Origin of the sequence: Jannaschia sp. GRR-S6-38 (assembly GCF_029853695.1) — a bacterium.
Classification (GTDB): domain Bacteria; phylum Pseudomonadota; class Alphaproteobacteria; order Rhodobacterales; family Rhodobacteraceae; genus Jannaschia; species Jannaschia ovalis.
In genome coordinates, this window is record NZ_CP122537.1 from 402,931 (window position 1) to 427,374 (window position 24,444).

Consider the following 24,444-nt stretch of genomic DNA (forward strand, 5'->3'; position numbering starts at 1 on the left):
GCAAGTGCCTTTCAAGACTTGGCAAATACAACGCTCAGGTCGCGGCACAGCCGTACACGTCCTTCAGCCGCGCGATGGCTGCCTCGGGCGCCATTTCCTCGCTCTCGCCCGTGCGCCGCGAAGTCAGCTCGATCTTGCCGTTCGCCAGCCCGCGGGGTCCGACCGTGATGCGCCAGGGCAGGCCGATCAGGTCCATCGTGGCGAACTTGGCGCCGGCCCGCTCCGCGCGGTCGTCGTAGAGCGCCTCGAGCCCCTCGACGGCGAGCTGCTTGTAGATTCCCTCGCAGGCCGAGTCGGTCGACGGGTCGCCCTGGCGCAGGTTCACGATGCCGGCGTGAAAGGGCGTGACGCCCTCGGGCCAGATGATGCCCTTTTCGTCGTGGCTGGCCTCGATGATCGCGCCCACCAGCCGGCTGACGCCGATCCCGTGCGAGCCCATATGGACCGGCACGGGCTTGCCGTCGGGCCCCTGGACCGTGGCGCCCATCGGCTCGGAATACTTGGTGCCGAAATAGAAGATCTGCCCGACCTCGATCCCCCGGGCGCTGCGGCGCCGCTCCTCGGGGACCTGGGCCTCGAACTTGGCCTGGTCGTGGGTTTCGTCGGTGCGGGCGTAGCGGGTCGTGAATTCCTCCAGCACGCCTTGGCACTGGGCCATATCGTCATAGTCGATCTCGCGGTCGCCGAAGGTCAGCTCGGTGACGGCGCTGTCGTAGAACACCTCGCTTTCGCCCGTCTCGGCGAGGACGAGGAATTCATGCGTGTTGTCGCCGCCGATGGCGCCGCTGTCGGCGCGCATTGGGATCGCCTGCAGGCCCATGCGCTCATAGGTCCGCAGGTAGCTGACGAGATGGCGGTTATAGGCATGCATCGCGTCGGCTTCGGTCAGGTCGAAATTGTAGCCGTCCTTCATCAGGAATTCCCGGCCGCGCATGACGCCGAAGCGGGGGCGGATCTCGTCGCGGAACTTCCACTGGATCTGGTAGAGCGTCAGCGGCAGGTCGCGGTAGCTCGACACGTTGGCGCGGAAGATGTCGGTCACCAGCTCCTCGGCCGTCGGCGTGTAGAGCATCTCGCGCCCGCCGCGGTCGGTGATGCGCAGCATCTCCTCACCGAAGGCATCGTAGCGGCCGGTCTCGCGCCAGAGGTCGGAGGATTGCAGCGTCGGCATCAGGATCGGGACATGTCCGGCCCGGGCCTGCTCCTCGTGCACGATCGCCTCGATCCGGCGCATCACCTTCAGGCCCAGGGGCAGCCACGAATAGATGCCGGCGCTGGCCTGCTTGATCATCCCCGCCCGCAGCATCAGCCGGTGGCTGGCGATCTGCGCCTCGGCGGGCGTCTCTTTCAGAACGGGCAGGAAATAGCGGCTGAGGCGCATGGACGGGCTCCGGATGACTGCTTCACGGGCGATAGCCGCAGGGACGGGCCGGGGCAAGCGGGGCGGGCGCCGACGGCTGGGCCTTCGCGGCGCGGCTGGTCGGGTGCGGCGTGACATCCGAAGGCCGGCCTCGCCAAGCGATGATGCCGGCCGCGGGCTTCCGGCCCCGACACTGGCCGACAGACCCAGGTGCCAGGTCCCGCGCGGCCCGGCTTATGACCGGACGACCCGGACCTGCGGCTCGGCCCCGAGGCTGGAAGCGAGCGACTTGAAGCGCGCCTCCGCCACCTCACCGTAGAGCGCTTCGCCATCGCCCTTGGGCAGCGACAGCTCCAGAAGGCCCTTCTTCGGGAAGAGCTTCATCTTGCCCATCAGCCCGGGATCCTGGGCCGAGAACATCGCACCGAAGCGCATGGCCTTGCCCACCACCTCGGCCTGCAGCGTATCCTCCTCGCCCAGAAGCGGGGCGAGGCGCTCGAAGGGCGTGCCCTGGCGCTTGTTGCGGTAGCGATGCAGCAGCGCGAGGCCCAGGAAGACCCGTTCGGAATGCGTCAGGCCGCCCAGATTGGCGCGCGTTGCGTTGTCGAAACAGATCTCCGCCCGGTAATCGGGATGCGCCCGCCAGGACACGTCATGCAGCAGGCAGCAGGCACGGATCAGGCGCAATCGCCGGTCGCCCGCCCGCGAGAAGAGCGGCGAGACGAACTTGTAGAGGACCCGCCCGAACCCCGGCAGCCGGGCCGAGGCCGCCTCGGAGGCCCGGGCGCTTTCGATCAGCGGATCGCGGGCGCGCAGAAGCTCCGGCATGCGCTCGTAGAGCAGCCCCTCGCGGATCCCGTAGGAGGAGATCGCGATCTCCTTCGGGCGGAAGGTCTTGATGACCCGGCTCAGCACCTCGGAGGCGATCGGAACGAGCGACATCCGCGCCGAGGACGTGCCGGTCCGCTTGCCGAGATCGTCCATCTCCTGCCCTTCGATATAGTCGAAGGTCGCGCGAAGATCCTTGGCCGTCATCGTGTATTCGTGCAGCACCTGAAGGGGATAGCCGCGCCGCTCCATGTCGATCCGGGCGATGGCCCGCCAGGAGCCGCCGACGAGATACAGCCGGTCGTAGCGGTCGCCGTCCAGCGCCTCGGCCATCTCCGCCACGCCCGCGTCGATCTCCTTGCGGCGCGCGCCCTTGCCGCCCGCGCCCTCGAGCTTGAGCGGCCCGAGCTTGCCCGAGACGGTCTTGCCGACCGCCCCGCCCTTCAGCTCGGCCAGTTCCATCGACGAGCCGCCGATATCGCACATCAGCCCCTCGGCCTCGGGCCAGCCCAGCAGCACGCCCTGCCCCGAAAGCCGCGCCTCCTCGGTGCCGTCGATGACCCAGAGCTTCAGGCCGGTCGCGTCGCGTACCTCGCGCTCGAAGGCGGGGCCGTCCTCGGCCTCGCGGACGGCGGCGGTGGCGACGACGGTCAGCGAGTTCACCTCCATGCCGCGGGCGAGGATCGCGAAGCGTTTGAGCGCCGACATCGCGCGCTCGCGACCCTCGGGGTTCAGGCGGCCGCTTTCGGCAAGGCCCGAGCCCAGTCCGCAGAGGATCTTCTCGTTGTAGAAATAGGCCGGCGAACGGGCCGCGCCGTCGAAGACCACGAGGCGGACGGAGTTCGAGCCGACATCGATCACCCCCACCCGTCGCAGCGCCCGCGCCTCCGGCCCGTCGAAGAGCGGCGCGCCGAAGGGGCCGTAATCGGCAGGGTCGATCGTCATACCGGCCATGCGGGTCCCCCGGGGCTTGATCCGGGGGCAGGAGTGCACGGGCGCGCGGGAAGCGTCAATCGCGCCGGGCCGGCGCGGCGCCTAGTCCGGCGCGTGGGTCAGTTCCGGCACATCCTTCGCGCCCGCGCTGCCGCGGCCCGACAAGGACGGGTTCTCCATGAAGAAGCGATGGCAGGAGAACGGGTTCTCCAGCTTCGACAGGTCGGGCCGCGTCCATTCGCCCTCGGGGCCGAGCACCCAGCTCTGCGCGACATCGGCGAGGTTGGCGGCCATGATCTGGTCGACGATCTGCGCCTTCACGGTCGGATTGGTGCATTCCACCAGCGTCTCGACGCGGCGGTTGAGATTGCGGCCCATCCAGTCGGCCGAACTGATATAGACCCGCGCCTTCTTGTGCGGCAGCCCGTGGCCATTGCCGAAGCAGACGATGCGGCTGTGCTCGAGGAAGCGGCCGACGACCGACTTGACGCGGATCGTCTCGGACAGTCCTTCGACGCCGGGGCGCAGGCCGCAGATGCCGCGCACGACCAGCTCGATGCGGACGCCTGCCTGGCTGGCCGCGTAGAGCGCGTCGATCACATCGGGCTCGATCAGCGCGTTCATCTTGGCCCATATCACCGCGGGCCGGCCGGCGCGGGCATGCTCGATCTCGGCGGCGATCGAGGTGAGCAGGTGGTCCTTCAGGTGAACCGGCGAGATCCGCAGCGCCTCCAGTCCCTCGGGGGGCGCGTAGCCCGAGATGTAGTTGAAGACCTTCGTCGCATCGCGGGCCAGCTTCTCGTTGGCGGTGAAGAGGCTGAGATCGGTGTAGATGCGCGCGGTGATAGGGTGGTAGTTGCCGGTGCCGAAATGCGAATAGGTCACCAGCCGGTCGTTCTCGCGGCGGACCACGGTGCTGATCTTGGCGTGGGTCTTGTAGCTGGTGAAGCCGTAGACGACATGCGCGCCCGCCCGCTCCAGACGCCGCGACTGCCGGATATTGGCGGCCTCGTCGAAACGCGCCTTCAGCTCGACCAGCGCGGTCACCGTCTTGCCCGCCTCCGCCGCCTCGCAGAGCGCGGCGACGATCGGGCTGTCGCGCGAGGTGCGGTAGAGCGTCTGCTTGATCGCCACGACATTCGAATCGGTGGCCGCCTGAGTCAGAAAGCGGATGACCATGTCGAAGGTCTCGTAGGGATGGTGCAGCAGCATGTCTTTCTGACGGATCGCCGCGAACATGTCGCCGTCATGGTCCTGCACGCGCTCGGGCACGCGCGGGGTGAAGGTGTTCCAGAGCAGGTCCTTGCGGTCGTCGACGACCAGTTCCTTGAGCGCGGCGAGCCCGATCAGGCCGTCGACCTCGATCACTTCGTGCTCGGCCACCCCGATCTCGTCCACGATCTCGCCGCGCAGGCTCGCGGGGGCGCCGGCGGTGATCTTCATGCGCACGATCTCGCCCCGGCGGCGGCGCTTCAGCGCGGTCTCGAACTCGCGCACCAGGTCCTCGGCCTCCTCCTCGACCTCCAGATCGCTGTCGCGCAGCACCCGGAAGGAGCAGTGGCCCTTGAGCCCATAGCCGGGGAAGAGCTGCTCGATCTGCATCAGCAGAAGCTCCTCCAGCGGCAGGAACCGGATCGGCGTCTCCTCGCCCTCGCCCGCGGGCAGGCGGATGAAGCGGTCGATCTGCGCGGGGATGGGCAGAAGCGCGCGCAGGGTGCGCCCGTCGGATTTGCGCTCCAGCTCGACGGCCAGCGCGAAGCCTTCGTTCGGGATGAAGGGGAACGGATGCGCCGGGTCGATGGCCAAGGGCGAGAGCACGGGGAAGACCTCGCGCAGGAAGTGATCGGCCAGCGCCGTCCGCTCCGGCTTGGTCAGCGCGCCGCGGTCCAGAAGGCAGAGGCCCGCCGTCTCCATCTCGCGCTTCAGCGCCTTCCAGACATCCTGCTGGCGCGACAGCAGGGCCGTGGCATCGACGTCGATCATGGTCAGCTGCTCGGCAGGGGTGCGGCCATCGGCGGCCGGCGTGCGGTTGCCCGCGCGCGCCAGCTCGCGCAGGCCGGCGACGCGAACGGTGTAGAATTCGTCGAGATTCGCCGCCGAGATCGACAGGAAGCGCAGCCGCTCCAGCAGGGGCACGCGAGGGTTCTCGGCCTCCTCCAGCACGCGGGAATTGAAGCTGAGCCAGCTGATCTCCCGGTTGAAGAAGCGCCGGGGGCCGGTGCGACGGTCGTCATCCAGCGCGCGCGGCGCGGGCAGTGGGGCGTTGAGGAAATCTGCGGCGGGGACGGACTCGGGCATGAAAACGGGCTGACGGTTTGCTGAAATAATCGGGTGATGCGGGCGCCGAGCCTAGCCGCTTTTCCCCCCGAAGCGCCAGAGCCGGCCGCTCAGCCTTCCAGAAGCTCACGGGCGAGCGCGCCGTTGATCGGCACGCCGCGCGCCAGCGATGCGCGGTCCAGCCGGTCGACCAATGCGCTGGCGGCGGCGAAGCTGCGTTCCATCCGGGGCAGGAGATAGCCGATCAGCGCGGGCTTCACCTGCAATTGCCGGTCGGAGAAGAGCTTCAGTAGCACCACCGACAGAAGCGTGTCGTCGGGATCCTCGATCGCCGCGGGCGTGGTGGCCGACAAGCGGCTGGCCAGGTCCGGCAGCGCCACGCGCCATGTCGCCGGCGGGGTCCGGCCCGTCAGCAGAAGCCCCCGTCCCGCCGCCGCGCAGGCGTTCAGCAGGTGGAAAAGCGCCGTCTCATCGCAGCCGCGGTCGCAATCCTCCAGGACCAGCGGGGCCGTGGCGAGCTGCGGCGCTTCGTCCGCGGAGAGCGCGGCGCAGGGCAGGATCCGCGCGCCCGCCTCCTCGGCCCAGATGGCGGCCAGGTGCGATTTCCCCGCGCCCGCCGGTCCGATCAGGGCCAGCCGCCCCTCGGGCCAGTCGGGCCATGTCTCGACCAGCCGCAGCGCCGTGGCGTTGGAGGGCGAGACCATGAAATCCTCGCGCCCCCGCGCCTCCAGGCGCGGCAGGGGAATGCTGAGCTGGTCCATGGTCAGGCGCCGGGCCCCCGGCCCGCCGAGCCGCGATAGAGCATGCTGGACTTGTAATTCGACACTGCGAACCGCGTGACGACGCCCAGCGCTGCGGCCAGCGGCACGGCCACCAGCATGCCCACGAAGCCGTAGATCGAGCCGAAGGCCGAGAGGGCGAAGAGCAGCCAGACCGGGTGCAGCCCGACCGACCCGCCGACCAGCTTCGGCGTCAGGACGTTGCCTTCGAGGAACTGCCCGGCCGCGAAGATCGCCGCCACCAGCCCGATCGACAGCCAGTCGCCCCAGAACTGGAACAGCGCCAGCCCGATGGCCAGCACCCCGCCGACCAGCGCGCCGACATAGGGAATGAAGGTGATGAGCCCGGCGACGGCGCCGACGATCAGGCCGAATTGCAGCCCCACCGCGATCAGTCCGACCGAATAGAAGGTACCGAGGATCAGGCAGACCGTCCCCTGCCCGCGCACGAAGCTGGCCAGCGTCGCGTCGATCTCGCGCGCGAGGTCGCGGATCGTGCCGACATGCTCCCGCGGGAGGAGGTCGTCGATGCGGGCGACCATGTTGTCCCAGTCGAGCAGCAGGTAGAAGGCCACGACCGGCACGACGATGATGAAGACCAGCGCGTTGACGACGCCGAAGAGCCCCGAGACCACGCCCTGCGCCAGTTGGCCGCCGCGGGCGCGCACCGCCTCGCCCAAGTCGCGCAGCGTGGTCTGGATCAGCCCGTCCGCGGCGGCGGTCTCGGGGAAGCGGACGCGCAGCCAGTCGCGGAAGGCGCCGAAATACTCGGGCGCCTTCAGGATCAGCGCCTGCGCCTGGTCGACGAGAAGCGGGATCAGGAAGGCGATGGCCCCCGTCAGGGCCAGCACGCCCACCAACGTTATCACCGTCGTCGCGGCGGCGCGGGGCAGACCCAGCGACTCCAGCCGGTCGGCCAGCGGATCGAGGATATAGGCGATGGCGCCGCCCACGATGAAGGGCAGCAGGATCGGGCCGAGATACCACAGGATCACGAGAAACAGCGCCGCGGCGATGCCCCAATAGGTCATCTGTTGCCTGACGGACAAAGCCATGTCGGGGACGCCTCTCGTGCCGCAATGCGGCGCAGGATGCCCGCCCCGGGCGGGGCGCGCAAGCGGCCTTCGGCGGCGCGCTTAGCGGGCGGGCCCGGCCTAGGCCAGCCGCTCCTTCACCATCGGGCCCACGCGGCCGAAATCGATCTGGCCGGGATGGCGCGCCTTCAGCACGCCCATCACCTTGCCCATGTCGCGCACCGAGCTGGCGCCGGTCTCGGCGATGGCGGCCGCGACGGCGGCGTCGACCTGCTTCTCGGTCAGCTTGCGCGGCAGGTACTCCTCGACGATCTCGATCTCGGCGCGTTCCTGCTCGGCCAGCTCCAGCCGGCCCGCCTCCTCATAGGCGCGGGCGGATTCCTGGCGCTGCTTGACCATCTTCGACAGGATCGCGGTCGCCTCAGCGTCGCCGACGCTGCGCCCCTCGGCGCGCAGCGCGATATCCTGGTCCTTCAGCGCGGCGTTGATCAGACGCAGCGTGCCCACGCGCCGCTGGTCCTTGTCGCGCATCGCATCCTTGAGCGCGGCGTTCAGCTTCTCTCGCAAATCCATCGCTTCCTCGTCCGGTCGGGGCTCAGAGCGGGCAGACATAGTGCCGATAGCGGCCGGCGCAAACCCTTCCCCGAAGTCAGGCCATCGCGTAGGGCTGGCGGGGCGCGTCGCTTGACGGCCTTCCTGCCGCTCCCTAGAAGCCCGCGAGTTTGCCCGTCTTCCAGCCGCACCGGAGAGGTCCCATGACCCAGATGCCGACCGCCTGCCTCGCCCTCGCCGACGGGACGATCTTCCGCGGCCGCGGCTTCGGGGCCACGGGCACGGCGGTAGCGGAGCTGTGCTTCAACACCGCGATGACCGGCTACCAGGAGATCATGACCGACCCGTCCTATGCCGGGCAGATCGTGACTTTCACTTTCCCGCATATCGGAAATACCGGCATCACGCCCGAGGATGACGAGACCGCCGACCCGGTCGCCGCGGGCATGGTGGTCAAGTGGGACCCGACCGAGCCGTCGAACTGGCGCGCGACGCGCGATCTGGAGAGCTGGCTCGCCGCGCGCGGCCGGATCGGGATGGGCGGGGTCGACACCCGGCGCCTGACCCGCGCGATCCGCCAGCAGGGCGCGCCGCATGTCGCGCTCGCCCACGACCCGGATGGCAATTTCGACATCGAGGATCTGGTCGCCCGGGCGCGCGCCTTCCGCGGGCTGGAAGGCATGGACCTCGCCCGCGACGTCACCACCCGGCAATCCTATCGCTGGTCCGAGACGAAATGGGCCTGGCCCGGCGGCTATGGCACGCAGGACGCCCCCAAGCACAAGGTCGTCGCCATCGATTACGGCGCCAAGCGCAACATCCTGCGCTCGCTGGCCTCGTCGGGCTGCGACGTGACCGTCCTGCCCGCCACCGCCACCGCCGAGGACGTGCGCGCGCTGAACCCCGACGGGCTGTTCCTGTCGAACGGTCCGGGCGATCCGGCCGCGACCGGCGAATACGCGGTGCCGATGATCCGCGAGATCGTCGAGAGCGGCCTGCCGGTCTTCGGCATCTGCCTCGGCCACCAGATGCTGGCCATGGCGCTGGGCGCGCGCACGGTGAAGATGAACCACGGCCATCACGGCGCGAACCACCCCGTGCAGCGCAAGCGCGACGGCAAGGTCGAGATCACGTCGATGAACCACGGCTTCACCGTCGACGCGCAAAGCCTGCCCGATGGCGTCGAGGAGACGCATGTCAGCCTGTTCGACGGCTCGAATTGCGGCATCCGCCTGTCCGGTCGCCCGGTCTTCTCGGTCCAGTACCACCCCGAGGCGAGCCCCGGGCCGCATGACAGCGCCTATCTGTTCGACGATTTCGCGGCCGCGATGGCCGCCCGGACGAGCTGATCCCGCTGCGCGCGCTTAACCTTGCGTTAACCATCCTGCCTTAGCCGCCGGACTCCCAAGGGGGAGAGCCGGATGTCCGTCAACGAGCCCGGAATCGGGCGCAGCCGGGCGGGGCCGACCGCCGCCGCGCCGCACTGGATCATCGATCCGGACGCGTCGCGTGCGCTGCGCAGCACCGTCGATCCCCGAACCGCCCCCTCCTGCGCCGGGCCCGCCGCCCGGTCGAGCCTCTGGCCAATCGCGCCGATACGCCCCGCACCCTGGGACATATCCTGCTCGGCATGGGGGCACTCGACCGGTTCGACCTGGCCCGCGCTCTGATCGCGCAGCGCGAGACCGGCGCGCCGCTGGGCGAGACCCTTCTGGCGCGGGGCATCATCTCGGCCGACGCGCTCGCGGATGCGCTCGCCACGCAATTCCGGCGGCCCCGCGCCGATCCGCGCCCCGACGGCCGCGCGCGCGACGACCTGGTCCGCCAGTTTCCGGCAGAGCTCGCGCTGCGGCTGGGGGCCGTGCCGTGGTCGCGCCGGGGCGGCCGGGTCGTCATCGCCACGTCGCGCCCCGAGGACGCGAAGGCGATCCTGCGCGCCGCCGCGCCGCATTTCGGGCAATGCCACCTGGCCGTCGCGACACGGGCCGAGGTCGAGGCGCGCATCGCCGCCGTCCACGGCCCGGCGCTGGCCCGACTGGCCGAATGCCGCGCGCCCGGGGACCAGACCTGCCGCGCCATGCAGGGGCGCTCGGTCACGGTCGCGATGATCGGGCTGCTGGCGGCGGCGCTCGGCGCGCTCTCGCTCTGGCCCGGCCCGGTGGTCGCGGGCCTGACCCTTCTGGCGGTGCTGGTCGCGGTCCTGAACGCCGGCCTGCGTGTGGCCGCCGCGATCGCCAGCCGCCGGCCCGCGCCGCGCCGCTTCGCCAGCATCCGGCCCGCCCGCGAGGCCAGGCACGGCCCGCCCATCGTCACGATCTTCGTGCCGCTGCACCGCGAGCCCGACATTGCCGGCCCGCTCACCCGGCGCCTGTCGCGGATCGAATACCCGCGCGAGCGTCTGGATATCTGCCTCGTGGTCGAGGAAGACGACCAGCTCACCCGCGCCGCGCTCGAGGCTGCGAGCCTCCCGGCCTGGATCCGCGTCATCGTCGTCCCCGACGGCCAGCCGCGGACGAAACCGCGGGCGATGAACTATGCGCTCAACTTCGCGCGCGGCAGCATCGTGGGCATCTACGACGCCGAGGACGCGCCCGCGCCCGACCAGATCCGCCAGGTGGTCGCGCGCTTTCACGCCGCGCCGCCCGACCTGGCCTGCCTCCAGGGCCGGCTCGATTTCTACAACCCCGAGCGCAACTGGATCGCCCGGTGCTTCACGATGGAATACGCCAACTGGTTCCGGCTGGTCCTGCCCGGGATCGCGCGCATGGGTCTCGTCGTGCCGCTGGGCGGGACCACGCTGTTCTTCCGCCGCGACCTGCTCGAGGAGATCGGCGCCTGGGACGCCCATAACGTGACCGAGGATGCCGATCTGGGCGTCCGGCTCGCGCGCCGCGGCTACCGGACCGAGATCATCGACACCACCACGCTGGAGGAGGCGAACGCGAAGCCGCTCGCCTGGGTCAAGCAGCGCTCGCGCTGGATCAAGGGCTATCTGCTGACCTGGGCCGTCCACAGCCGCCAGCCGCTCCGGCTCTGGCGCGAACTCGGGCCGAAGCGTGCCCTGGGCTTCCACCTCCTGTTCCTCGGGGCGCTGCTCAGCCCCGCGCTCCTGCCGCTTCTGTGGTCGCTGGGCCTCCTGAGTTTCGGCATCGCGCACCCGGTGGCGGCGCTGCTGCCGGAAGCGGGCATGACCGCACTGGTCGCGGCGATGATCTCGCTGCTGGTGGTCGACATCGCCGCGACGCTGGTCAGCCTGTCGGCCCCGCATCACCGGCCGCTGCGGAAATGGATCTTCCTGCTGCCGCTCTATTTCCCGCTCGCCACGCTGGCCCTGGTGAAGGCCATAGCCGAAGTGCTGCGCAGCCCGTTCCACTGGGACAAGACCGAGCATGGCGCCTTCGGCGGCACCGGGAGCGCCGAGGACATCGCCCGACTGGAAGGCCTGTTGAGCCGCGCCGCGGCGCGGCCCGGCGCCTGACCGCGCCACCGCCTCAGATGCGCCGCGCCTCTTCGCGCAGCCGCACCTCGAACGCCGTCGAGAGATGCTGGCGCAGGGCCTCCGCCGCGCGATCCCCGTCGCGATCGGCGATCGCCGCGACGATGGTCTCGTGCTCGTCGAGCGCCGCGGGCCCGCGCCCGTCCGCCGCCAGCGAGGTCGTCGCCATCAGCGCCATCGAGCGGTGCACCATCCCGAGCTGCTGGACGAGATAGCGATTGTGCGAGGCGCGGTGGATCTGTTCGTGGAAGCGGCGATTTGCCCGCGACAGCGCGCGCGCGTCGTCAAGCAGGTCCCGGTCCTCGGCGATCATGTCGCGCAGGACATTGATCTCCTCGCGCGCGGCATGCTGGGCGGCCAGCCGCGCGGCCAGCGCCTCCAGTTCGGTGCGCACGGCGTAGAGCTCGGCCATCTGGTCGTGGCTCAGCGAGGCGACGATCAGCGACCGGCCGTCGCGGGTCAGCAGGGCCTGCGTCTCAAGCCGCTGCAACGCCTCGCGGACTGGCGTGCGCGAGACGCCGAACCGGTCGGCCAGCTCGCTCTCGACCAGCCGGTCGCCGGGGCGGTAAGTGCCCTCGTCGATGGCGTCGATGATGAGCTGATAGGCGTCTTTCGTGCCATTGCGATCCATGCGCGTCCCCTTGCCGTCGCGCGACGCTAGCTCCGCCCCCCTTGCGGATCAACCGCCGGACGGGCAAGGCCCGTCCATGGCTTTTGCGCATGTGACCACCTGGGTCTTCGACCTCGACGAGACGCTCTATCCCGTCACGACGCCCCTGTTTCCGCAGATCGAGGCGCGGATGGTGCGCTGGATCATGGCGACGCTCGATGTCGACGAGGCCGAGGCCGACCGCCTGCGCGCGCGCTGGTGGCACGATCACGGCACCACGCTGGCCGGGCTGATGGAGGAGCACGGCCAGGACCCGGATCCCTTCCTCGACGACGTGCACGAGATCGACCTTTCGGTCCTGTCCCCCGCCCCCGACCTGCGCGCCGCCATCGCCGCCCTGCCCGGCCGCAAGATCATCCACACCAACGGCACCGTCCGCTATGCCGAGCGGGTGCTCGATGCGCGCGGCCTCTTGGGTCTCTGGGACGCGATGCACGGGATCGAGCATTCGCCGCATCATCGCCCCAAGCCCCATGCCGAGAATTACGCCGCGATCCATGCCCGCGACGGGCTGGACCCGACCCGCGCCGCGATGTTCGAGGACAGCGCCCGCAACCTCGCCGTGCCGCACGAACTGGGCTTCGCCTGCGTCCATGTCGCGCCCGAACGCGGCGACGGCGCGCATGTCCAGCATCACACGGCCGATCTCACTGGCTTCCTGCGGGACATCGTGACCACTGGCCCGTGACGCCCCCGCGCCCTACCTGCATCCCATGACCGAGACCGACATCCTGATCGCGGGCGCCGGCCCCGCGGGCCTCGCCGCCGCCTGCGCCCTGGGCGCCGAGGGCCATCGCGTGACGCTGGTCGACCCGGCGCCGCCGGTGACGGGCGAGGATGCGCCCGGCGCCGATTTGCGCACGACGGCCCTGCTCCAACCGGCGCGCGACCTGCTCGACCGCGCGGGCGTCTGGGAGGCGCTGGCGCCGCACGGCTCCGAGCTTTGGACGATGCGCATCGTGGACGCGTCGCGCCGCCCGCATGTCACGCGCGATTTCGACGCGATGGACATCTCCGACGCACCCTTCGGCTGGAATTTCCAGAACTGGCTTCTGCGGCGCGAACTCCTGGCCCGCGTCGAGGCGCTGGGCATAGACACGCGTTTCGGACAGTCGGTCGACCGGCTCTTCACGCGCGAGACCGAGGCGCGGGTGACGCTGTCGGACGGCTCGCGGATCGCGGCCCGGCTCGTCCTCGCCTGCGACGGCAAGCACAGCCCCGTGCGCGCCATGGCGGGCATTGGCGCGCGGACGGTGGATTACGGGCAGACCGCCATCGTCTTCGCCGTCGCCCATGATGCCCCGCATGGCGACGTCTCGACCGAGATCCACCGCGCGGGCGGCCCCTTCACGCTGGTGCCGCTCGCGGATCGCGACGGGGCGCATCGCTCGGCCGTGGTCTGGATGGACCGCGCGGCCGAGCAGGCGCGGCGGATGGAGCTGCCCGAAGACATCTTCGCGGCCGAGGCGAACGAACGCGCCGCCGGGGTCATGGGCGAACTGCGGCTCGTCTCGCCGCGGGCGGCCTGGCCGATCCTGTCGCGGCTGGCCCACCGGATGACTGCGCGCCGCGTGGCGCTGGCCGCCGAGGCCGCCCATGCCATGCCGCCCATCGGCGCGCAGGGTCTAAACACCTCGCTCGCCGATATCGCCACGCTGCGCGACCTCGCGGCGGGGACGGATCCGGGGAGCGCGCGCGTGCTCGACCGGTACCAGCGCCGCCGCTACCCCGAGGTCGCGGCGCGGATGGCCGGGATCGACCTGCTCAACCGCACCTCCATCGCGGGCGCGAGCCCGGTACAGGCGGCGCGCGCCTGGGGCGTCGGCGCGCTTCACGACCTGGGGCCGGTGCGCAAGACGCTGATGAAGCTCGGAATGGGCTCGGCCCGCCCGGCCTGAGCCGGGCGCGCCCGTCAGTCCGGGAAGACCTGGTCCACGACACCGCGCAGCCGGGCCACGGTGGCGTCGACATCCATCAGCTTGTCCAGCCCGAAGAGACCGATCCGGAAGGTCGCAAAATCCGCCGGCTCGTCGCATTGCAGCGGCACGCCCGCCGCGATCTGCATGCCGAGCTGCGCGAAGGCCTTCCCGGTCTTCACCTCGTCCGAGGGCGCATAGCTCACCACCACACCCGGCGCGCCGTAGCCTTCGGCCGCGACCGAACGGATGCCCTTGGCCGCCAGCATGGCGCGGACCTTGTCCCCAAGCTCCCATTGCGCGTCCTTCAGCTTGCCGAAGCCGTAGTCGCGCGTCTCGTTGAGCGTGTCGCGGAAGGCGCGCAGCGCGTCGGTGGGCATGGTCGCGTGATAGGCGTGGCCGCCCGCGAGGTAGGCATCCATGATCTGCAGCCATTTCTTCAGGTCGATGGCGAAGCTGTCCGACTGCGTGGCCTCCACCCGCTGGCGCGCGCGATCCGACAGCATCACGAGCCCGGCGCAGGGCTGCGCGCTCCAGCCCTTCTGCGGGGCCGAGATCAGCACATCCACGCCGGTGGCCTTCATGTCGACCCAGGCGCAGCCGCTGGCGATGCAGTCCAGCACCATCAGCGCGCCCACCTCGTGGGCCGCCTCCGCCAGCGCCGCGACGTAGGAGTCGGGCAGGATCACCCCGGCCGAGGTCTCGACATGCGGGGCGAAGACGACGTCCGGTTTGGCCGCGCGGATTCGGGCCGTCACCTCCGCGATCGGGGGCGGCGCGAAGGGCGAGCGGGTATCGTTGCCGGTCTGCCGGGCCTTGATGACCTCGACGCCGCCGGTGAAGGCGCCCGCCTCCATGATCTGCGACCAGCGGTAGCTGAACCAGCCGTTGCGCACGACGAGGGCCTTGGCGCCCTGCCCCAGCTGGCGGGCCACGGCCTCCATCCCGAAGGTGCCGCCGCCCGGGACGATCGCGACATGGTCCGCGCCGTAGACCTCCTTCAGGCCGGCATCGAGATCGCGCATCACCTGCTGGAAGGCGGCGCTCATCGAGTTGAGCGAGCGGTCGGTGAAGACGACCGAGAATTCTTCGAGCCCGTTCGGGTCGACGGTGTCGAGCAGTGCCATCGTGTATCCTCCGTTGCCGGCTGTTTCTCACGCCGCCGCGGGCAGGGCAAAGCCTATCTCAGCATACAAATCGTCACAGCGGCCCCGGCAGACGCTCCTCGCTCAGGAGGACATTGGCCTCGATCTCGCCCATGCCGGGCAGCGCCATGATGCGGCGGCGCAGGACGCGCTCGAAATCCGGCAGGTCGCGCGCGGTGACCCGCAGGCGGTAGTCGAAACGGCCCAGGACGTGATCGACGCGGCGCACCTCGGGGATGGCGGCGACGGCGCGCTCGAAATCCTCCAGGCTGACGCGGCCTTTCGCGGCCAGCTTCACGCCCAGGAACACCGTGACCCCGAACCCCAGCTTCTCGAGGTCGAGCGCCAGTTCGCGCCCCGCGAGGATGCCCGCCTCGCGCAGCCGCCGCATCCGCCGCCAGGCGGCCGGCTGCGACAGGCCCACGGCGCGCCCGACGGCCCCCGCCGAGAGCGATGCATTGGCCTGCACCACGCGCAGGATCGCCCGGTCGGTGTCGTCGATCATCGGGGTCCGCCTTCCTCTGGCCGGAAAGAACTCCGCCGGCGGCTCGCGCGCGCGGGGGCGAAATGCCTCCGGGGGACCGCGCCCCTCACAGCGGCAGCACCTGATCGGTCTTGACCGTCGCCACCTGCATCAGCGCCTCGATCTCGGCGATATGCGGCAGGGTCAGGATCCGGTCGCGATAGAGCGCCTGCCAATGGGCCATGTCGCGGGCGATGGCGGTCAGGCGGATGTCGACGCGGCCCAGGAAGGTCTGCATCGCCGTCACCTCGGGCACGCGGCGCGCCGCCTCCTGGAAGGCGTCGAAGGCCCGCGGCGCCGTCTTGTCGAGCTGGATGCGCAGGCTGACCTCGACCGCATAGCCCAGCGCGCGCCAGTCGATCACGCCGTGCACGCCGCGCACGATGCCGGCCTCGCGCAGACGCTCGATCCGCCGCGCGACGCGGGGCGCGGGCAGATCGAGCCCGGCGGCCAGCTCGGCCGCGGACATCTCGGGCTCGGCCTGCCACAGGCGCAGCAGGCGGCGATCCAGCGCGTCGAGCATGATTTCTCCGATCCTCAGGACGTTTGCGAATGGATATCTCCAAACGCACGGGCGATCTAGCCATTCCGCTTCTCGCCTTCGAGCCGCCCCGATCCTATCCATGCCGCCATCAAGCGATCCGGAGGAGAGACAACCGATGCGCGTTTACTACGACCGCGACTGCGACGTGAACCTGATCAAGGACATGAAGGTCGCCATCCTGGGCTACGGCTCGCAGGGGCATGCCCATGCGCTGAACCTGCGCGATTCGGGCGCCAAGAACCTGGCCGTCGCGCTGCGCGAGGGTTCGCCTTCCGCCGCCAAGGCCGAGGGCGAGGGCCTGAAGGTCATGGGCATCGCCGAGGCTGCGGCCTGGGCCGACCTGATCATGTTCACCATGCCCGACGAATTGCAGGCCGAGACCTACCGCAAATACGTGCACGACAACATCCGCGAGGGCGCGGCCATTGCCTTCGCCCACGGCCTGAATGTGCATTTCGGCCTGATCGAGCCCAAGCCGGGCATCGACGTCATCATGATGGCGCCCAAGGGCCCCGGCCACACCGTGCGCGGTGAGTACCAGAAGGGCGGCGGCGTGCCCTGCCTCGTGGCCGTCGACAAGGACGCCTCGGGCCGCGCACTCGAGATCGGCCTGAGCTACTGCTCGGCCATCGGCGGCGGCCGCTCGGGCATCATCGAGACCAATTTCCGCGAGGAATGCGAAACCGACCTCTTCGGCGAGCAGGCGGTTCTCTGCGGCGGCCTGGTCGAGCTGATCCGCATGGGCTTCGAGACGCTGGTCGAGGCGGGCTACGCCCCCGAGATGGCCTATTTCGAGTGCCTGCACGAGGTGAAGCTGATCGTGGACCTGATCTACGAGGGCGGCATCGCGAACATGAACTACTCGATCTCGAACACGGCCGAGTACGGCGAATACGTGTCGGGTCCGCGGGTCCTGCCCTATGACGAGACCAAGGCGCGGATGAAGGCCATCCTGACCGACATCCAGACCGGCAAGTTCGTGCGCGATTTCATGCAGGAGAACGCCGTGGGCCAGCCCTTCTTCAAGGGCACGCGGCGGCTGAACGACGAGCACCAGATCGAGCAGGTCGGCGAGAAGCTGCGCGAGATGATGCCGTGGATCTCCGAAGGCAAGATGGTCGACAAGGCGCGCAACTGAGCCAGCCGGAAGACCGATCGCGGGCCGTCCCTCGGGGCGGCCCGTTCGCGTTCAGCCGTTCGCCCGGACGGGCACGGGAAAGGCGCGGTCGAAAGCCATGCGGCCCGGCGGCGTCAGCAGGACCGCGCGGCTGCCGGCATCGCGACGCAGCCAGCCGATCTCCTCCATCCGCGCGAAGATCGCGCGGCCCAGCCGTCCGGCGAGGTGATGGCGCCGCTCCGACCAGTCGAGGCAGTCGCGGCAGAGCGGGCTGCGGCCCGGCACGGTGCCGGGGTCGAGGCCCAGCGGCGCGAGCGCGGCGGCCATCCGCGCCGTCGCCACCGGCCCCTCGGAGAGCGCGCCGGCCGCGACGAGACTGCGGTAGAGCTGGACGCCGCGCCGCCCGGCCAGGTGGTTGTAGCAGACCCGCGCCTCACGCAGCGCCGCGTCCTTCGGCCCGGGCCGCGTCCGCGGCGGCGCGCGCCGCGCCGAGAAGCGCATCAGCCCCTCGAGAATCGTTGCCACGTCGGGCCCCGCGAGACGGAGATAGGCGTGCCGCCCCTGCTTGATGCGCGCCAGCATTCCGCCCGCCTCAAGCTTGGCGATGTGCGAACTGGCGGTCTGCGGCGTCACGCCCGCCTCGGTGGCCAACTCGCCCGCCGTCAGCGCCCGCCCGTCCATCAGCGCCGACAGCATCGCCGCCCGCGTCGGATCGCCGATCAGCGCGGCGATCGCGGCGATATCGGGTCCATCCCGCATGGTTCGATCCTGATCGAAGCATCCCGGCCTGTCGAGGGCCTAGGGTCGGCCCCGAAAGGAGACCCCGACATGCTGACCTGCATCATCCGCTACGACATCGAGCCGACCGCCCGAGAGGATTTCGCGACCTATGCGCGCAACTGGGGCAAGGCGATCCCGCGCTGCGGCGCCGCGCTCACCGGTTATTTCGCGCCGCATGAGGGCTCGGCCAGCACGGCCTACGGCATCTACGACATCCCCGACCTCGCGAGCTACGAGGCCTATCGTGCCCGGCTGGCCGCGGACCCGCTCGGGCGCGAGAACTACGCCTTCGCGCAGGCCCGTCGCTTCATCCGGCGCGAGGAGCGGACCTGGCTGCGGAGGGTGGACCGATGATCGCCGTCATTTTCGAGGTCACGCCCGGCGCGGAAGACGCATATCTGGACCACGCCGCGCGCCTGGCGCCGCTTCTGGACGCGCATCCGGGCTTCATCTCGGTCGAGCGATTCCGCTCGCTCGCCGATCCGGCGTGGCTGCTATCGCTGTCGTTCTTCGAGGACGAGGCGGCGGTCCGCGCCTGGCGCGCGCGGCCCGAGCACCGCGCGACGCAGGCGGCGGGCCGGGCGGGCGTGCTGGCCGATTACCGGCTGCGCGTGGCCGACGTTGCGCGGGATTACGGCATGACAGACCGCGCTCAGTGCCCGCTCGACAGCCGCGCGGTGCATGAGGGGCCGGCGCCCCCTGCCCCGACGGGCGGCGCGCCGACCGCCTGGTAGCGCCCGGGACGGCGGCGCCGCCGTCCCGGCGCCGCCGCGTCAGTCGCGATCCTTGTGGACCTGCTCCTGGTGCCAGAGCCCGTAGAGCGGCACGGCGAGAAGGATGGCGAAGGCGATGAGCGCGAGAAAAACTTCCATGGTCGTCGGTCTCCCTGGTGTGTCGTGACAGAACCGGAAGTTTACGCAGCGTCGGACCGCGCGTGAAGCGGCCGGGCCCCACGGGGCCCACATGGGCGCGCGACAGCCCAGAACGTGCTAATCTGCAGGCACGGATCGGAGGGCTGCGCCATGCAAGCGGGCATCGTCTTGATGATCGGCACGACCAAGGGGGCGTTTCTGCTGGCCTCCGACCCGGCTCGCGCGGATTGGCGCCTGACGGGTCCGCATTGCGAAGGCTGGCCCATCAACCACATGGCCGCCGACCCCGCCACCGGAACCATCTGGGCCGGCGGCGGCGGCGAATGGGAGGGCGCGGGCGTCTGGCGCAGCGACGACGATGGCCGGACCTGGACGGTGACGCGCCTGACCCGGGGCCAGCGGGACGGCTGGGCGGCGAACGATCCGGCCTTCGCGGAGATGATCGGCTGGACGCCGTGGGACGCGCCCTTCGACGAGGCGTTCGAGCAGATCTGGGCGCTGAGCCACGCCGACGGCACGCTCTGGGCCGGGGCGAAACCGGCGACGCTTCTGCGCTCCGACGACGGCGGGGCCAGCTGGGCCCGGGTCGAGGCGCTGACGGACCATCCCTCGCGCGCCGACTGGGCGCCGGGTGCGGCGGGGCTGACGCTGCACACGATCGTGCCCCACCCCGGGGAAGCGTCGAAGCTCTGGGTGGCGATCTCGGCCGCCGGTGTCTTCGCGACCGAGGATGGCGGCGTGACCTGGGAGCGGCGCAACCGGCTGGCCAATGCCGAAGCCTGCGGCGTTCATACGCATCCGGCCGCGCCCCGCGACGGCGAGACGGGCTTGTGCGTTCACAACATGATGCGGGCGGCGGGCGTTGCGGACGTGCTCTGGCAGCAGAATCACCACGGTGTCTGGCGATCGCGCGATGGCGGGCGCAGTTGGGAGGATGCGGGCGCGGGCCTGCCCTCGACCTTCGGCTTCCCGATCCGGGTGCATCCCCGCGACCCCGACACCGCCTGGACGCTGCCGCTCAACGGGGACAGCGCCGGGCGCTATCCGCCCGACGCGGCGGCGGCGGTCTGGCGCACTCGGGACGGCGGGCGAAGCTGGCAGGCCTGCCGCGCGGGGCTGCCGCAGGCGCATTGCTATTTCACGGTCCTGCGCCAGGCGATGGCGGGGGATGCCCACGACCCGGCCGGGATCTATTTCGGCACCAATTCCGGCTCGATCTTCGCCAGCCGCGACGAGGGCGACAGCTGGACCGAGATCGCCCGCCACCTGCCCACGGTCCTGAGCGTCGAGGCCGCCGCGCGGCCCGCCTGACCGCAGCCCCTGTCAGCCTGCCCCGTCCGCCTGCCCTGTCCGGGACAGCCCCGGCGCGCTAGATGCCCGCGAATGGCACAGACCACCGACACGCCCGTCTCGCACCCCACGCTGGCCAACTGGGCCTCGGTCATCGCGCTCGGCCTGATCTGGGGCGGCACCTTCATGGTCGTGTCGATCGCGCTGCGCGGCTACGGCCCGGTGACCGTCGCCGCCGCGCGCACGACGCTGGGGGCCGTCGCCCTGCTCGCGGTCGCCATGGCCTCGGGCCGCCCGCTGCCGCGTCCCTCGAAGCTGCTGGCGCTCTTCGTCGTGCTCCTCGGCGTGCTGACCGCGGCGCTGCCGTTTCTGCTGCTCAGCTGGGGACAGCAGCACGTACCCTCGGCCTTCGCGGGGCTCTGCATGGCGGTGCTGCCGCTCTTCGTGCTGCCGCTGGCGCATGTCTTCGTGCCGGGCGACCGGCTGACGCTGCGCAAGGCGGGCGGGTTCGGTCTGGGCCTCTTGGGCGCGCTGACGCTGCTGGGCCCGGGCATCTTCGCGGCCGCGGGCGGCGATCTCGCGGCGCTGGGCCGGCTCGCCTGCATCGCGGCGCCGGTCTGCTACGCGGCCGGCTCGATCCTGACGCGCCGCTGCCCGCCCATCGACGGGCTGTGGCTGAGCGCCGGCACGCTGGTTGTGGGCGCGGTGCTGCTGCTGCCCATCATGCTGGCGACCGAGGGCGTCCCCGGCCCCGCCGCGCCGGGCGTCATGGCCGCAATCGTGGCGCTGGGCCTGGTGCCCACGGCGCTCGCGGCGCTTCTGCGGGTGCAGGTCATCCGCTCCGCCGGGCCCAGCTTCATGACGCTGGTCAACTTTCAGGTGCCGGTCTGGTCGGTGATCTTCGGCGTCGCCATCCTAAACGAACAGCTGCCGGGCCGCTTCTTCGTGGCGCTGGCGCTGATTGCCTGCGGGCTGGCCGTCAGCCAGTGGCGCGGCCGGGCCCGGGCGGCGATGCCGCGACGCCGCGCTTGACAGCCCGCGCGCCCGACAGGACAGCTTCGCCAATGCTCGACCCGCGCCCCGTCGGATACGTGATCGGCCTGCTGCTCCTGATCCTCGCGGCGGCGATGGCCGTGCCGATGGCGGCCGACTGGTGGCAGGGCAACGGCCATTGGGCCAGCTTCGCCGAGTCGATGATCATCACCGGGCTGGTGGGCCTGTCGCTCGCGCTGAGCTGTGCCAATGCGGTCCGCGAACGCCTGAGCCTGCAGCAGACCTTCCTGCTGACCACCGGCGTCTGGCTCATGCTGCCGGTCTTCGCGGCGCTGCCCTTCGTCTTCGGCGCGACCGACAGCGACTACACCGACGCCTTCTTCGAGGCCATGTCGGGCCTGACCACGACGGGATCGACCGTGCTGGTGGGCCTCGACGACCTGCCCGCGGGGCTTTTGCTGTGGCGGGCGCTCCTGCAATGGTTCGGTGGGATCGGCGTGATCGTCATGGCGATGGTCTTCCTGCCCGAGCTGCGGGTCGGCGGGATGCAGATCTTCCGCTCCGAAGCCTTCGACACGATGGGCAAGGTGCTACCCCGCGCGGCCGAGATCTCGTCCACCATCTCGGTGATCTACATCGCGATCACGGTGGCCTGCGCGCTGTGCTACGCGGCCGCGGGGATGGAGCCCTTCGACGCCATCGCGCATTCGATGACCACCGTCTCGACCGGCGGTTTCGCGAATTACGACGCCAGCTTCGCGACCTTCAAGGGCGCGCATGAATATATCGCGACGGTCTTCATGCTGGCCTCCGCCCTGCCCTTCGTCCTCTACATCCAGGCGCTGGGCGGCAATATCGAGGCGCTCTGGCGCGACAGCCAGGTCCGGGCGTTCCTGGCGACCGTGGCGGTGCTGGTCGTGATCGCGGTGAGCGTTCTGGTCGCCTCCTCCTCGCACGGGTTCGAGCGGGCGCTGCGCGAGGCGCTGTTCAACCTGACTTCGATCATGACGGGCACCGGCTATGCCAGCGCGGATTACATGCGATGGGGCGGGTTCCTGATCGCGATCTTCTTCTTCGTGGGCCTGATCGGCGGCTGCGCCGGCTCGACCTCCTGCTCGGTCAAGGTGTTCCGCTACCAGATCCTGCTCGCGGCGATCAAAGCGCAGATCCGGCGGATCCACTCGCCCCACGGGATGTTCCGCGCACGCTATGACGGGCGCACCGTCAGCGACGACGTGCTTTCCTCGGTGATGGCGTTCTTCGTGCTCTTCGTTGTGACGCTGGGCGTCTTCGCCGTGGCGCTGGCGATGACCGGGCTCGATTTCGTCACCGCGATCTCGGGCGCGGCCACGGCAGTGGCCAATGTCGGGCCGGGCCTCGGCGACCGGATCGGGCCATCGGGCAACTTCGCCTCGCTCAACGACACGGCGAAATGGCTGCTCTCGGCGGCGATGCTGATCGGACGGCTGGAGCTGATGGCCGTCTACGTGCTCTTCACCGCGCGGTTCTGGCGCGCCTGAGCGTCAGTCCCAGCAGCTGACCAGAACCGTCATCCCGCGGGCGCGGAGGGTCAGGTCCTCGGGCGCGATCGGCCCGGCCTCGTCGGAGGTCGCGGGTTGCACCTGCGCCGCGCCCAGCACGTCGAGCAGCTTGCGCGCCTTGACCGCGAAGGCCACGTCCTCCGGCAGCGCCCGGCCGTCATCCGACGGACCCGGCAGCAGCATGCCCGCGACGCGGCCCGCACCATCGAGGACCGGCCCGCCCGCATCGCCGTCCTTTGCGGCGAGCGAGAGGCGCAGCGTCGCGTCCGATCCATCGAGGCCGCGCACGTCCTCCAGCGTCCCGAAGCTCAGCGTGGCCGCGCCCAGCACGCCGCCATAGGGAAACCCGCCGACCGAGACGGGCGAGCGCAGCCGCGCCTCGACCGGGGCCAGCGACGCCACCTCGACCGGGGCGAGCGCGCCCGCGGGCCGCAGGACGGCCACGCCATCCTGCACCAGCACGAGCTCCGCCTCATGCAGCCGGTCGAGCGTGATGCGGCCACAGCCGGCCACGGTTTCGGCGGCGGTCACGACGGCGCCGGCGCGGTCGACGAAGAACCCCGAGGCCGAGCGCAGCGGGCGCCGCACCTCGAGGCCCGAGACCATGTCGAAGCTCTGCGCCTCGGGGTCGAAGCCCGCATCCGCGGGCAGCGGCGCGCCGACCGAGGTCAGCGTGCGCTCCATCTCGGGCAGCGCCCGCGCGGCCAGGTCGTCCTGCGTGGCGGGCCAGCTCAGGAGATAGCCGATGATATGGCCGTCCTGCAGTCGGGCGAAGACCTGCGTGGTGCGGTCGGGTGCCAGGCCCTGGATCGAGAAGCTGTCCGGCGCCTTTTCGCGCGCGCCCTGCGGCGGCACGATGTCGAGCGTCTGCAGGATCTCGTAGAGCCCGCCCAGCGCGGCGCGGTCGCCCGGCTGCGAGATCAGCGACATGCGCACGCCGCTCTCGCCCTCGGGCGCGTAATGGACGAAGGGCGCCTCGACGCGGTCGAAGCGCACGAGCCCCATCGGCGCGGTCAGCCGCAGCCCGGCCTCGGTCACGGTGATCTCGGCCAGGCCCAGCGCGGCCTGCGCCTCGGCATATTGCTCCAGCAGCGTCGCGCGCTGTCGGGTGGTCAGCACGCCGGTCGCCTCAATCCCATTCTCGACCTGCCAGGCGGCCATGGAATTGCGCGTGCCGCGCCCGAAGCTGCCGTCGATCCCGGCGGAATAGAAGCCGAACCACTGCAGCGCCCGCTGCAGCTCGCGCTTGGCCTCGCGGTCGAGCAGCGCCTCGGACTGCCGGGCCTGGCGCACCGTCTCGTCGGGCGGCGCGACGGGGGCCAGCGCGACGATCCCGGGGCCGTCCGCGGTTCCGACCCCGGTCTCGGGGGGCCGTGTGCGCGCGCCCGCCACCGCGCCGGCGCCCAGCGGCCAGAATCGGTCGCGGTAGCCGTCGCCGCGATTGATGAAGCTGTCGCGCGGGATCAGCCCCTCGCGGCGCAGCCCCAGCAGCGTGGCCTCCGCCTGCGCCTCGTCGAACGGACCCAGCGCGATCCCGTACCAGCCGCCGCCCAGCGAAAAGCCGTTCACGGCCTGCAGGATGCCGCCATAGGCCCGGGCCCGCTCCTGCGCCTCGCGCAGCGAGGGATGCGCCTCGATCTGGACGAAGACGGGATCCTGCGCGCGCACCGGACCCGGCAGCAGCAGGCTGAGAATGGCCAGGGAAAACAGAATCGTCCGCATCACACATCCTCGCACCCGCACACGGCGTCATGTCTTCACGATCAGGTCAGGAAGGGGAAGCGGGACCGCCGC

At 70.7% G+C, this 24,444-nt stretch carries 22 protein-coding genes; 10 read left to right on the top strand and 12 right to left on the bottom strand.

Going from position 1 to position 24,444, the window contains the following annotated elements; all coding sequences use genetic code 11:
* Positions 1 to 34: 34 nt before the first annotated feature.
* The 6 genes from proS to P8627_RS02030 form a co-directional block, all read right to left on the bottom strand.
* Positions 35 to 1,381, bottom strand: a complete 1,347-nt coding sequence (gene proS, locus P8627_RS02005; protein WP_279965824.1) for a proline--tRNA ligase — start codon at positions 1,379 to 1,381, stop codon at positions 35 to 37.
* A gap of 213 nt (positions 1,382 to 1,594) precedes the next feature.
* Positions 1,595 to 3,142, bottom strand: a complete 1,548-nt coding sequence (locus P8627_RS02010) for a Ppx/GppA family phosphatase (RefSeq protein ID WP_407932959.1) — start codon at positions 3,140 to 3,142, stop codon at positions 1,595 to 1,597.
* Between the two features lie 81 nt (positions 3,143 to 3,223).
* Complete coding sequence (locus P8627_RS02015; RefSeq protein WP_279965825.1) at positions 3,224 to 5,419, bottom strand: RNA degradosome polyphosphate kinase; 2,196 nt, start codon at positions 5,417 to 5,419, stop codon at positions 3,224 to 3,226.
* 89 nt (positions 5,420 to 5,508) lie between these two features.
* Positions 5,509 to 6,159, bottom strand: a complete 651-nt coding sequence (locus P8627_RS02020; protein WP_279965826.1) for a P-loop NTPase family protein — start codon at positions 6,157 to 6,159, stop codon at positions 5,509 to 5,511.
* Positions 6,160 to 6,161: 2 nt separating this feature from the next.
* Positions 6,162 to 7,232, bottom strand: coding sequence for an AI-2E family transporter (locus P8627_RS02025; RefSeq protein ID WP_279965827.1), 1,071 nt, complete (start codon positions 7,230 to 7,232; stop codon positions 6,162 to 6,164).
* Positions 7,233 to 7,331: 99 nt separating this feature from the next.
* Positions 7,332 to 7,784 carry a GatB/YqeY domain-containing protein gene (locus P8627_RS02030; protein WP_279965828.1) on the bottom strand — a complete coding sequence of 151 codons (453 nt, stop codon included), beginning with the start codon at positions 7,782 to 7,784 and terminating at the stop codon, positions 7,332 to 7,334.
* A gap of 182 nt (positions 7,785 to 7,966) precedes the next feature.
* On the opposite strand from P8627_RS02030, the gene carA reads away from it, so the two are divergent.
* Entirely contained in the window at positions 7,967 to 9,112 is a 1,146-nt protein-coding gene (gene carA, locus P8627_RS02035; protein ID WP_279965829.1) for a glutamine-hydrolyzing carbamoyl-phosphate synthase small subunit, read from the top strand.
* Between the two features lie 281 nt (positions 9,113 to 9,393).
* Positions 9,394 to 11,241 carry a glycosyltransferase gene (locus tag P8627_RS02040; protein ID WP_279965830.1) on the top strand — a complete coding sequence of 616 codons (1,848 nt, stop codon included), beginning with the start codon at positions 9,394 to 9,396 and terminating at the stop codon, positions 11,239 to 11,241.
* Positions 11,242 to 11,254: 13 nt separating this feature from the next.
* Here the strand turns inward: P8627_RS02040 and P8627_RS02045 are convergent, their stop codons facing one another.
* On the bottom strand, positions 11,255 to 11,890 hold the full coding sequence (locus P8627_RS02045; RefSeq protein WP_279965831.1) for a GntR family transcriptional regulator: 636 nt from the start codon (positions 11,888 to 11,890) through the stop codon (positions 11,255 to 11,257).
* 76 nt (positions 11,891 to 11,966) lie between these two features.
* Between P8627_RS02045 and P8627_RS02050 the strand changes: the two genes are divergently transcribed.
* Both P8627_RS02050 and P8627_RS02055 read left to right on the top strand, forming a co-directional pair.
* On the top strand, positions 11,967 to 12,617 hold the full coding sequence (locus tag P8627_RS02050) for a pyrimidine 5'-nucleotidase (RefSeq protein ID WP_279965832.1): 651 nt from the start codon (positions 11,967 to 11,969) through the stop codon (positions 12,615 to 12,617).
* A gap of 25 nt (positions 12,618 to 12,642) precedes the next feature.
* Positions 12,643 to 13,827 carry an FAD-dependent monooxygenase gene (locus P8627_RS02055; RefSeq protein ID WP_279965833.1) on the top strand — a complete coding sequence of 395 codons (1,185 nt, stop codon included), beginning with the start codon at positions 12,643 to 12,645 and terminating at the stop codon, positions 13,825 to 13,827.
* Between the two features lie 14 nt (positions 13,828 to 13,841).
* Here P8627_RS02055 and P8627_RS02060 read toward each other — a convergent pair whose 3' ends face one another.
* The 3 genes from P8627_RS02060 to P8627_RS02070 all read right to left on the bottom strand — a co-directional run bounded on the left by P8627_RS02060 (position 13,842) and on the right by P8627_RS02070 (position 16,036).
* Positions 13,842 to 14,972 (bottom strand): aminotransferase class V-fold PLP-dependent enzyme, encoded by a 1,131-nt coding sequence (locus P8627_RS02060; RefSeq protein WP_279965834.1) that lies wholly within the window; start codon positions 14,970 to 14,972, stop codon positions 13,842 to 13,844.
* A gap of 73 nt (positions 14,973 to 15,045) precedes the next feature.
* Complete coding sequence (locus P8627_RS02065; RefSeq protein ID WP_279965835.1) at positions 15,046 to 15,495, bottom strand: Lrp/AsnC family transcriptional regulator; 450 nt, start codon at positions 15,493 to 15,495, stop codon at positions 15,046 to 15,048.
* Between the two features lie 85 nt (positions 15,496 to 15,580).
* Complete coding sequence (locus P8627_RS02070) at positions 15,581 to 16,036, bottom strand: Lrp/AsnC family transcriptional regulator (protein ID WP_279965836.1); 456 nt, start codon at positions 16,034 to 16,036, stop codon at positions 15,581 to 15,583.
* Between the two features lie 136 nt (positions 16,037 to 16,172).
* Between P8627_RS02070 and ilvC the strand changes: the two genes are divergently transcribed.
* Entirely contained in the window at positions 16,173 to 17,195 is a 1,023-nt protein-coding gene (gene ilvC / locus P8627_RS02075) for a ketol-acid reductoisomerase (protein ID WP_279965837.1), read from the top strand.
* A 51-nt stretch (positions 17,196 to 17,246) separates the two neighbouring features.
* Here the strand turns inward: ilvC and P8627_RS02080 are convergent, their stop codons facing one another.
* Positions 17,247 to 17,933, bottom strand: coding sequence for an ArsR/SmtB family transcription factor (locus tag P8627_RS02080; protein ID WP_279965838.1), 687 nt, complete (start codon positions 17,931 to 17,933; stop codon positions 17,247 to 17,249).
* Between the two features lie 69 nt (positions 17,934 to 18,002).
* Between P8627_RS02080 and P8627_RS02085 the strand changes: the two genes are divergently transcribed.
* From P8627_RS02085 to P8627_RS02105, 5 genes are all read left to right on the top strand, one after another.
* The gene (locus tag P8627_RS02085) at positions 18,003 to 18,308 is read left to right on the top strand and encodes an NIPSNAP family protein (RefSeq protein WP_279965839.1); all 306 of its coding nucleotides are present in this window, start codon (positions 18,003 to 18,005) and stop codon (positions 18,306 to 18,308) included.
* A complete protein-coding gene (locus P8627_RS02090; protein WP_279965841.1) occupies positions 18,305 to 18,688 on the top strand; it encodes an antibiotic biosynthesis monooxygenase family protein in 384 nt (127 codons plus the stop codon). The genes P8627_RS02085 and P8627_RS02090 overlap by 4 nt, the downstream gene beginning before the upstream one ends.
* A 288-nt stretch (positions 18,689 to 18,976) precedes the next feature.
* Positions 18,977 to 20,137, top strand: coding sequence for a WD40/YVTN/BNR-like repeat-containing protein (locus tag P8627_RS02095; RefSeq protein ID WP_279965843.1), 1,161 nt, complete (start codon positions 18,977 to 18,979; stop codon positions 20,135 to 20,137).
* Between the two features lie 72 nt (positions 20,138 to 20,209).
* A complete protein-coding gene (locus P8627_RS02100) occupies positions 20,210 to 21,148 on the top strand; it encodes a DMT family transporter (RefSeq protein WP_279965845.1) in 939 nt (312 codons plus the stop codon).
* A gap of 32 nt (positions 21,149 to 21,180) precedes the next feature.
* Positions 21,181 to 22,629 carry a TrkH family potassium uptake protein gene (locus P8627_RS02105; RefSeq protein WP_279965846.1) on the top strand — a complete coding sequence of 483 codons (1,449 nt, stop codon included), beginning with the start codon at positions 21,181 to 21,183 and terminating at the stop codon, positions 22,627 to 22,629.
* 3 nt (positions 22,630 to 22,632) lie between these two features.
* Here P8627_RS02105 and P8627_RS02110 read toward each other — a convergent pair whose 3' ends face one another.
* Positions 22,633 to 24,372: a serine protease gene (locus tag P8627_RS02110; RefSeq protein ID WP_279965847.1), complete on the bottom strand. Its 1,740-nt coding sequence runs from the start codon at positions 24,370 to 24,372 to the stop codon at positions 22,633 to 22,635.
* Between the last annotated feature and the right edge of the window lie 72 nt (positions 24,373 to 24,444).

Excerpts from the sequence above, each read along its gene's own strand:
- P8627_RS02085 (WP_279965839.1), top strand. The coding sequence starts at position 18,003 with ATGCTGACCTGCATCATCCGCTACGACATCGAGCCGACCGCCCGAGAG.
- P8627_RS02070 (WP_279965836.1), bottom strand. The coding sequence starts at position 16,036 with ATGCTCGACGCGCTGGATCGCCGCCTGCTGCGCCTGTGGCAGGCCGAG.
- P8627_RS02110 (WP_279965847.1), bottom strand. The coding sequence starts at position 24,372 with ATGCGGACGATTCTGTTTTCCCTGGCCATTCTCAGCCTGCTGCTGCCG.
- P8627_RS02025 (WP_279965827.1), bottom strand. The coding sequence starts at position 7,232 with ATGGCTTTGTCCGTCAGGCAACAGATGACCTATTGGGGCATCGCCGCG.
- P8627_RS02050 (WP_279965832.1), top strand. The coding sequence starts at position 11,967 with ATGGCTTTTGCGCATGTGACCACCTGGGTCTTCGACCTCGACGAGACG.
- P8627_RS02100 (WP_279965845.1), top strand. The coding sequence starts at position 20,210 with ATGGCACAGACCACCGACACGCCCGTCTCGCACCCCACGCTGGCCAAC.
- P8627_RS02105 (WP_279965846.1), top strand. The coding sequence starts at position 21,181 with ATGCTCGACCCGCGCCCCGTCGGATACGTGATCGGCCTGCTGCTCCTG.
- P8627_RS02060 (WP_279965834.1), bottom strand. The coding sequence starts at position 14,972 with ATGGCACTGCTCGACACCGTCGACCCGAACGGGCTCGAAGAATTCTCG.
- P8627_RS02015 (WP_279965825.1), bottom strand. The coding sequence starts at position 5,419 with ATGCCCGAGTCCGTCCCCGCCGCAGATTTCCTCAACGCCCCACTGCCC.
- P8627_RS02030 (WP_279965828.1), bottom strand. The coding sequence starts at position 7,784 with ATGGATTTGCGAGAGAAGCTGAACGCCGCGCTCAAGGATGCGATGCGC.
- carA (WP_279965829.1), top strand. The coding sequence starts at position 7,967 with ATGACCCAGATGCCGACCGCCTGCCTCGCCCTCGCCGACGGGACGATC.
- ilvC (WP_279965837.1), top strand. The coding sequence starts at position 16,173 with ATGCGCGTTTACTACGACCGCGACTGCGACGTGAACCTGATCAAGGAC.
- P8627_RS02040 (WP_279965830.1), top strand. The coding sequence starts at position 9,394 with ATGGGGGCACTCGACCGGTTCGACCTGGCCCGCGCTCTGATCGCGCAG.
- P8627_RS02095 (WP_279965843.1), top strand. The coding sequence starts at position 18,977 with ATGCAAGCGGGCATCGTCTTGATGATCGGCACGACCAAGGGGGCGTTT.
- P8627_RS02090 (WP_279965841.1), top strand. The coding sequence starts at position 18,305 with ATGATCGCCGTCATTTTCGAGGTCACGCCCGGCGCGGAAGACGCATAT.
- P8627_RS02065 (WP_279965835.1), bottom strand. The coding sequence starts at position 15,495 with ATGATCGACGACACCGACCGGGCGATCCTGCGCGTGGTGCAGGCCAAT.
- P8627_RS02010 (WP_407932959.1), bottom strand. The coding sequence starts at position 3,142 with ATGGCCGGTATGACGATCGACCCTGCCGATTACGGCCCCTTCGGCGCG.
- P8627_RS02020 (WP_279965826.1), bottom strand. The coding sequence starts at position 6,159 with ATGGACCAGCTCAGCATTCCCCTGCCGCGCCTGGAGGCGCGGGGGCGC.
- P8627_RS02055 (WP_279965833.1), top strand. The coding sequence starts at position 12,643 with ATGACCGAGACCGACATCCTGATCGCGGGCGCCGGCCCCGCGGGCCTC.
- proS (WP_279965824.1), bottom strand. The coding sequence starts at position 1,381 with ATGCGCCTCAGCCGCTATTTCCTGCCCGTTCTGAAAGAGACGCCCGCC.
- P8627_RS02080 (WP_279965838.1), bottom strand. The coding sequence starts at position 17,933 with ATGCGGGATGGACCCGATATCGCCGCGATCGCCGCGCTGATCGGCGAT.
- P8627_RS02045 (WP_279965831.1), bottom strand. The coding sequence starts at position 11,890 with ATGGATCGCAATGGCACGAAAGACGCCTATCAGCTCATCATCGACGCC.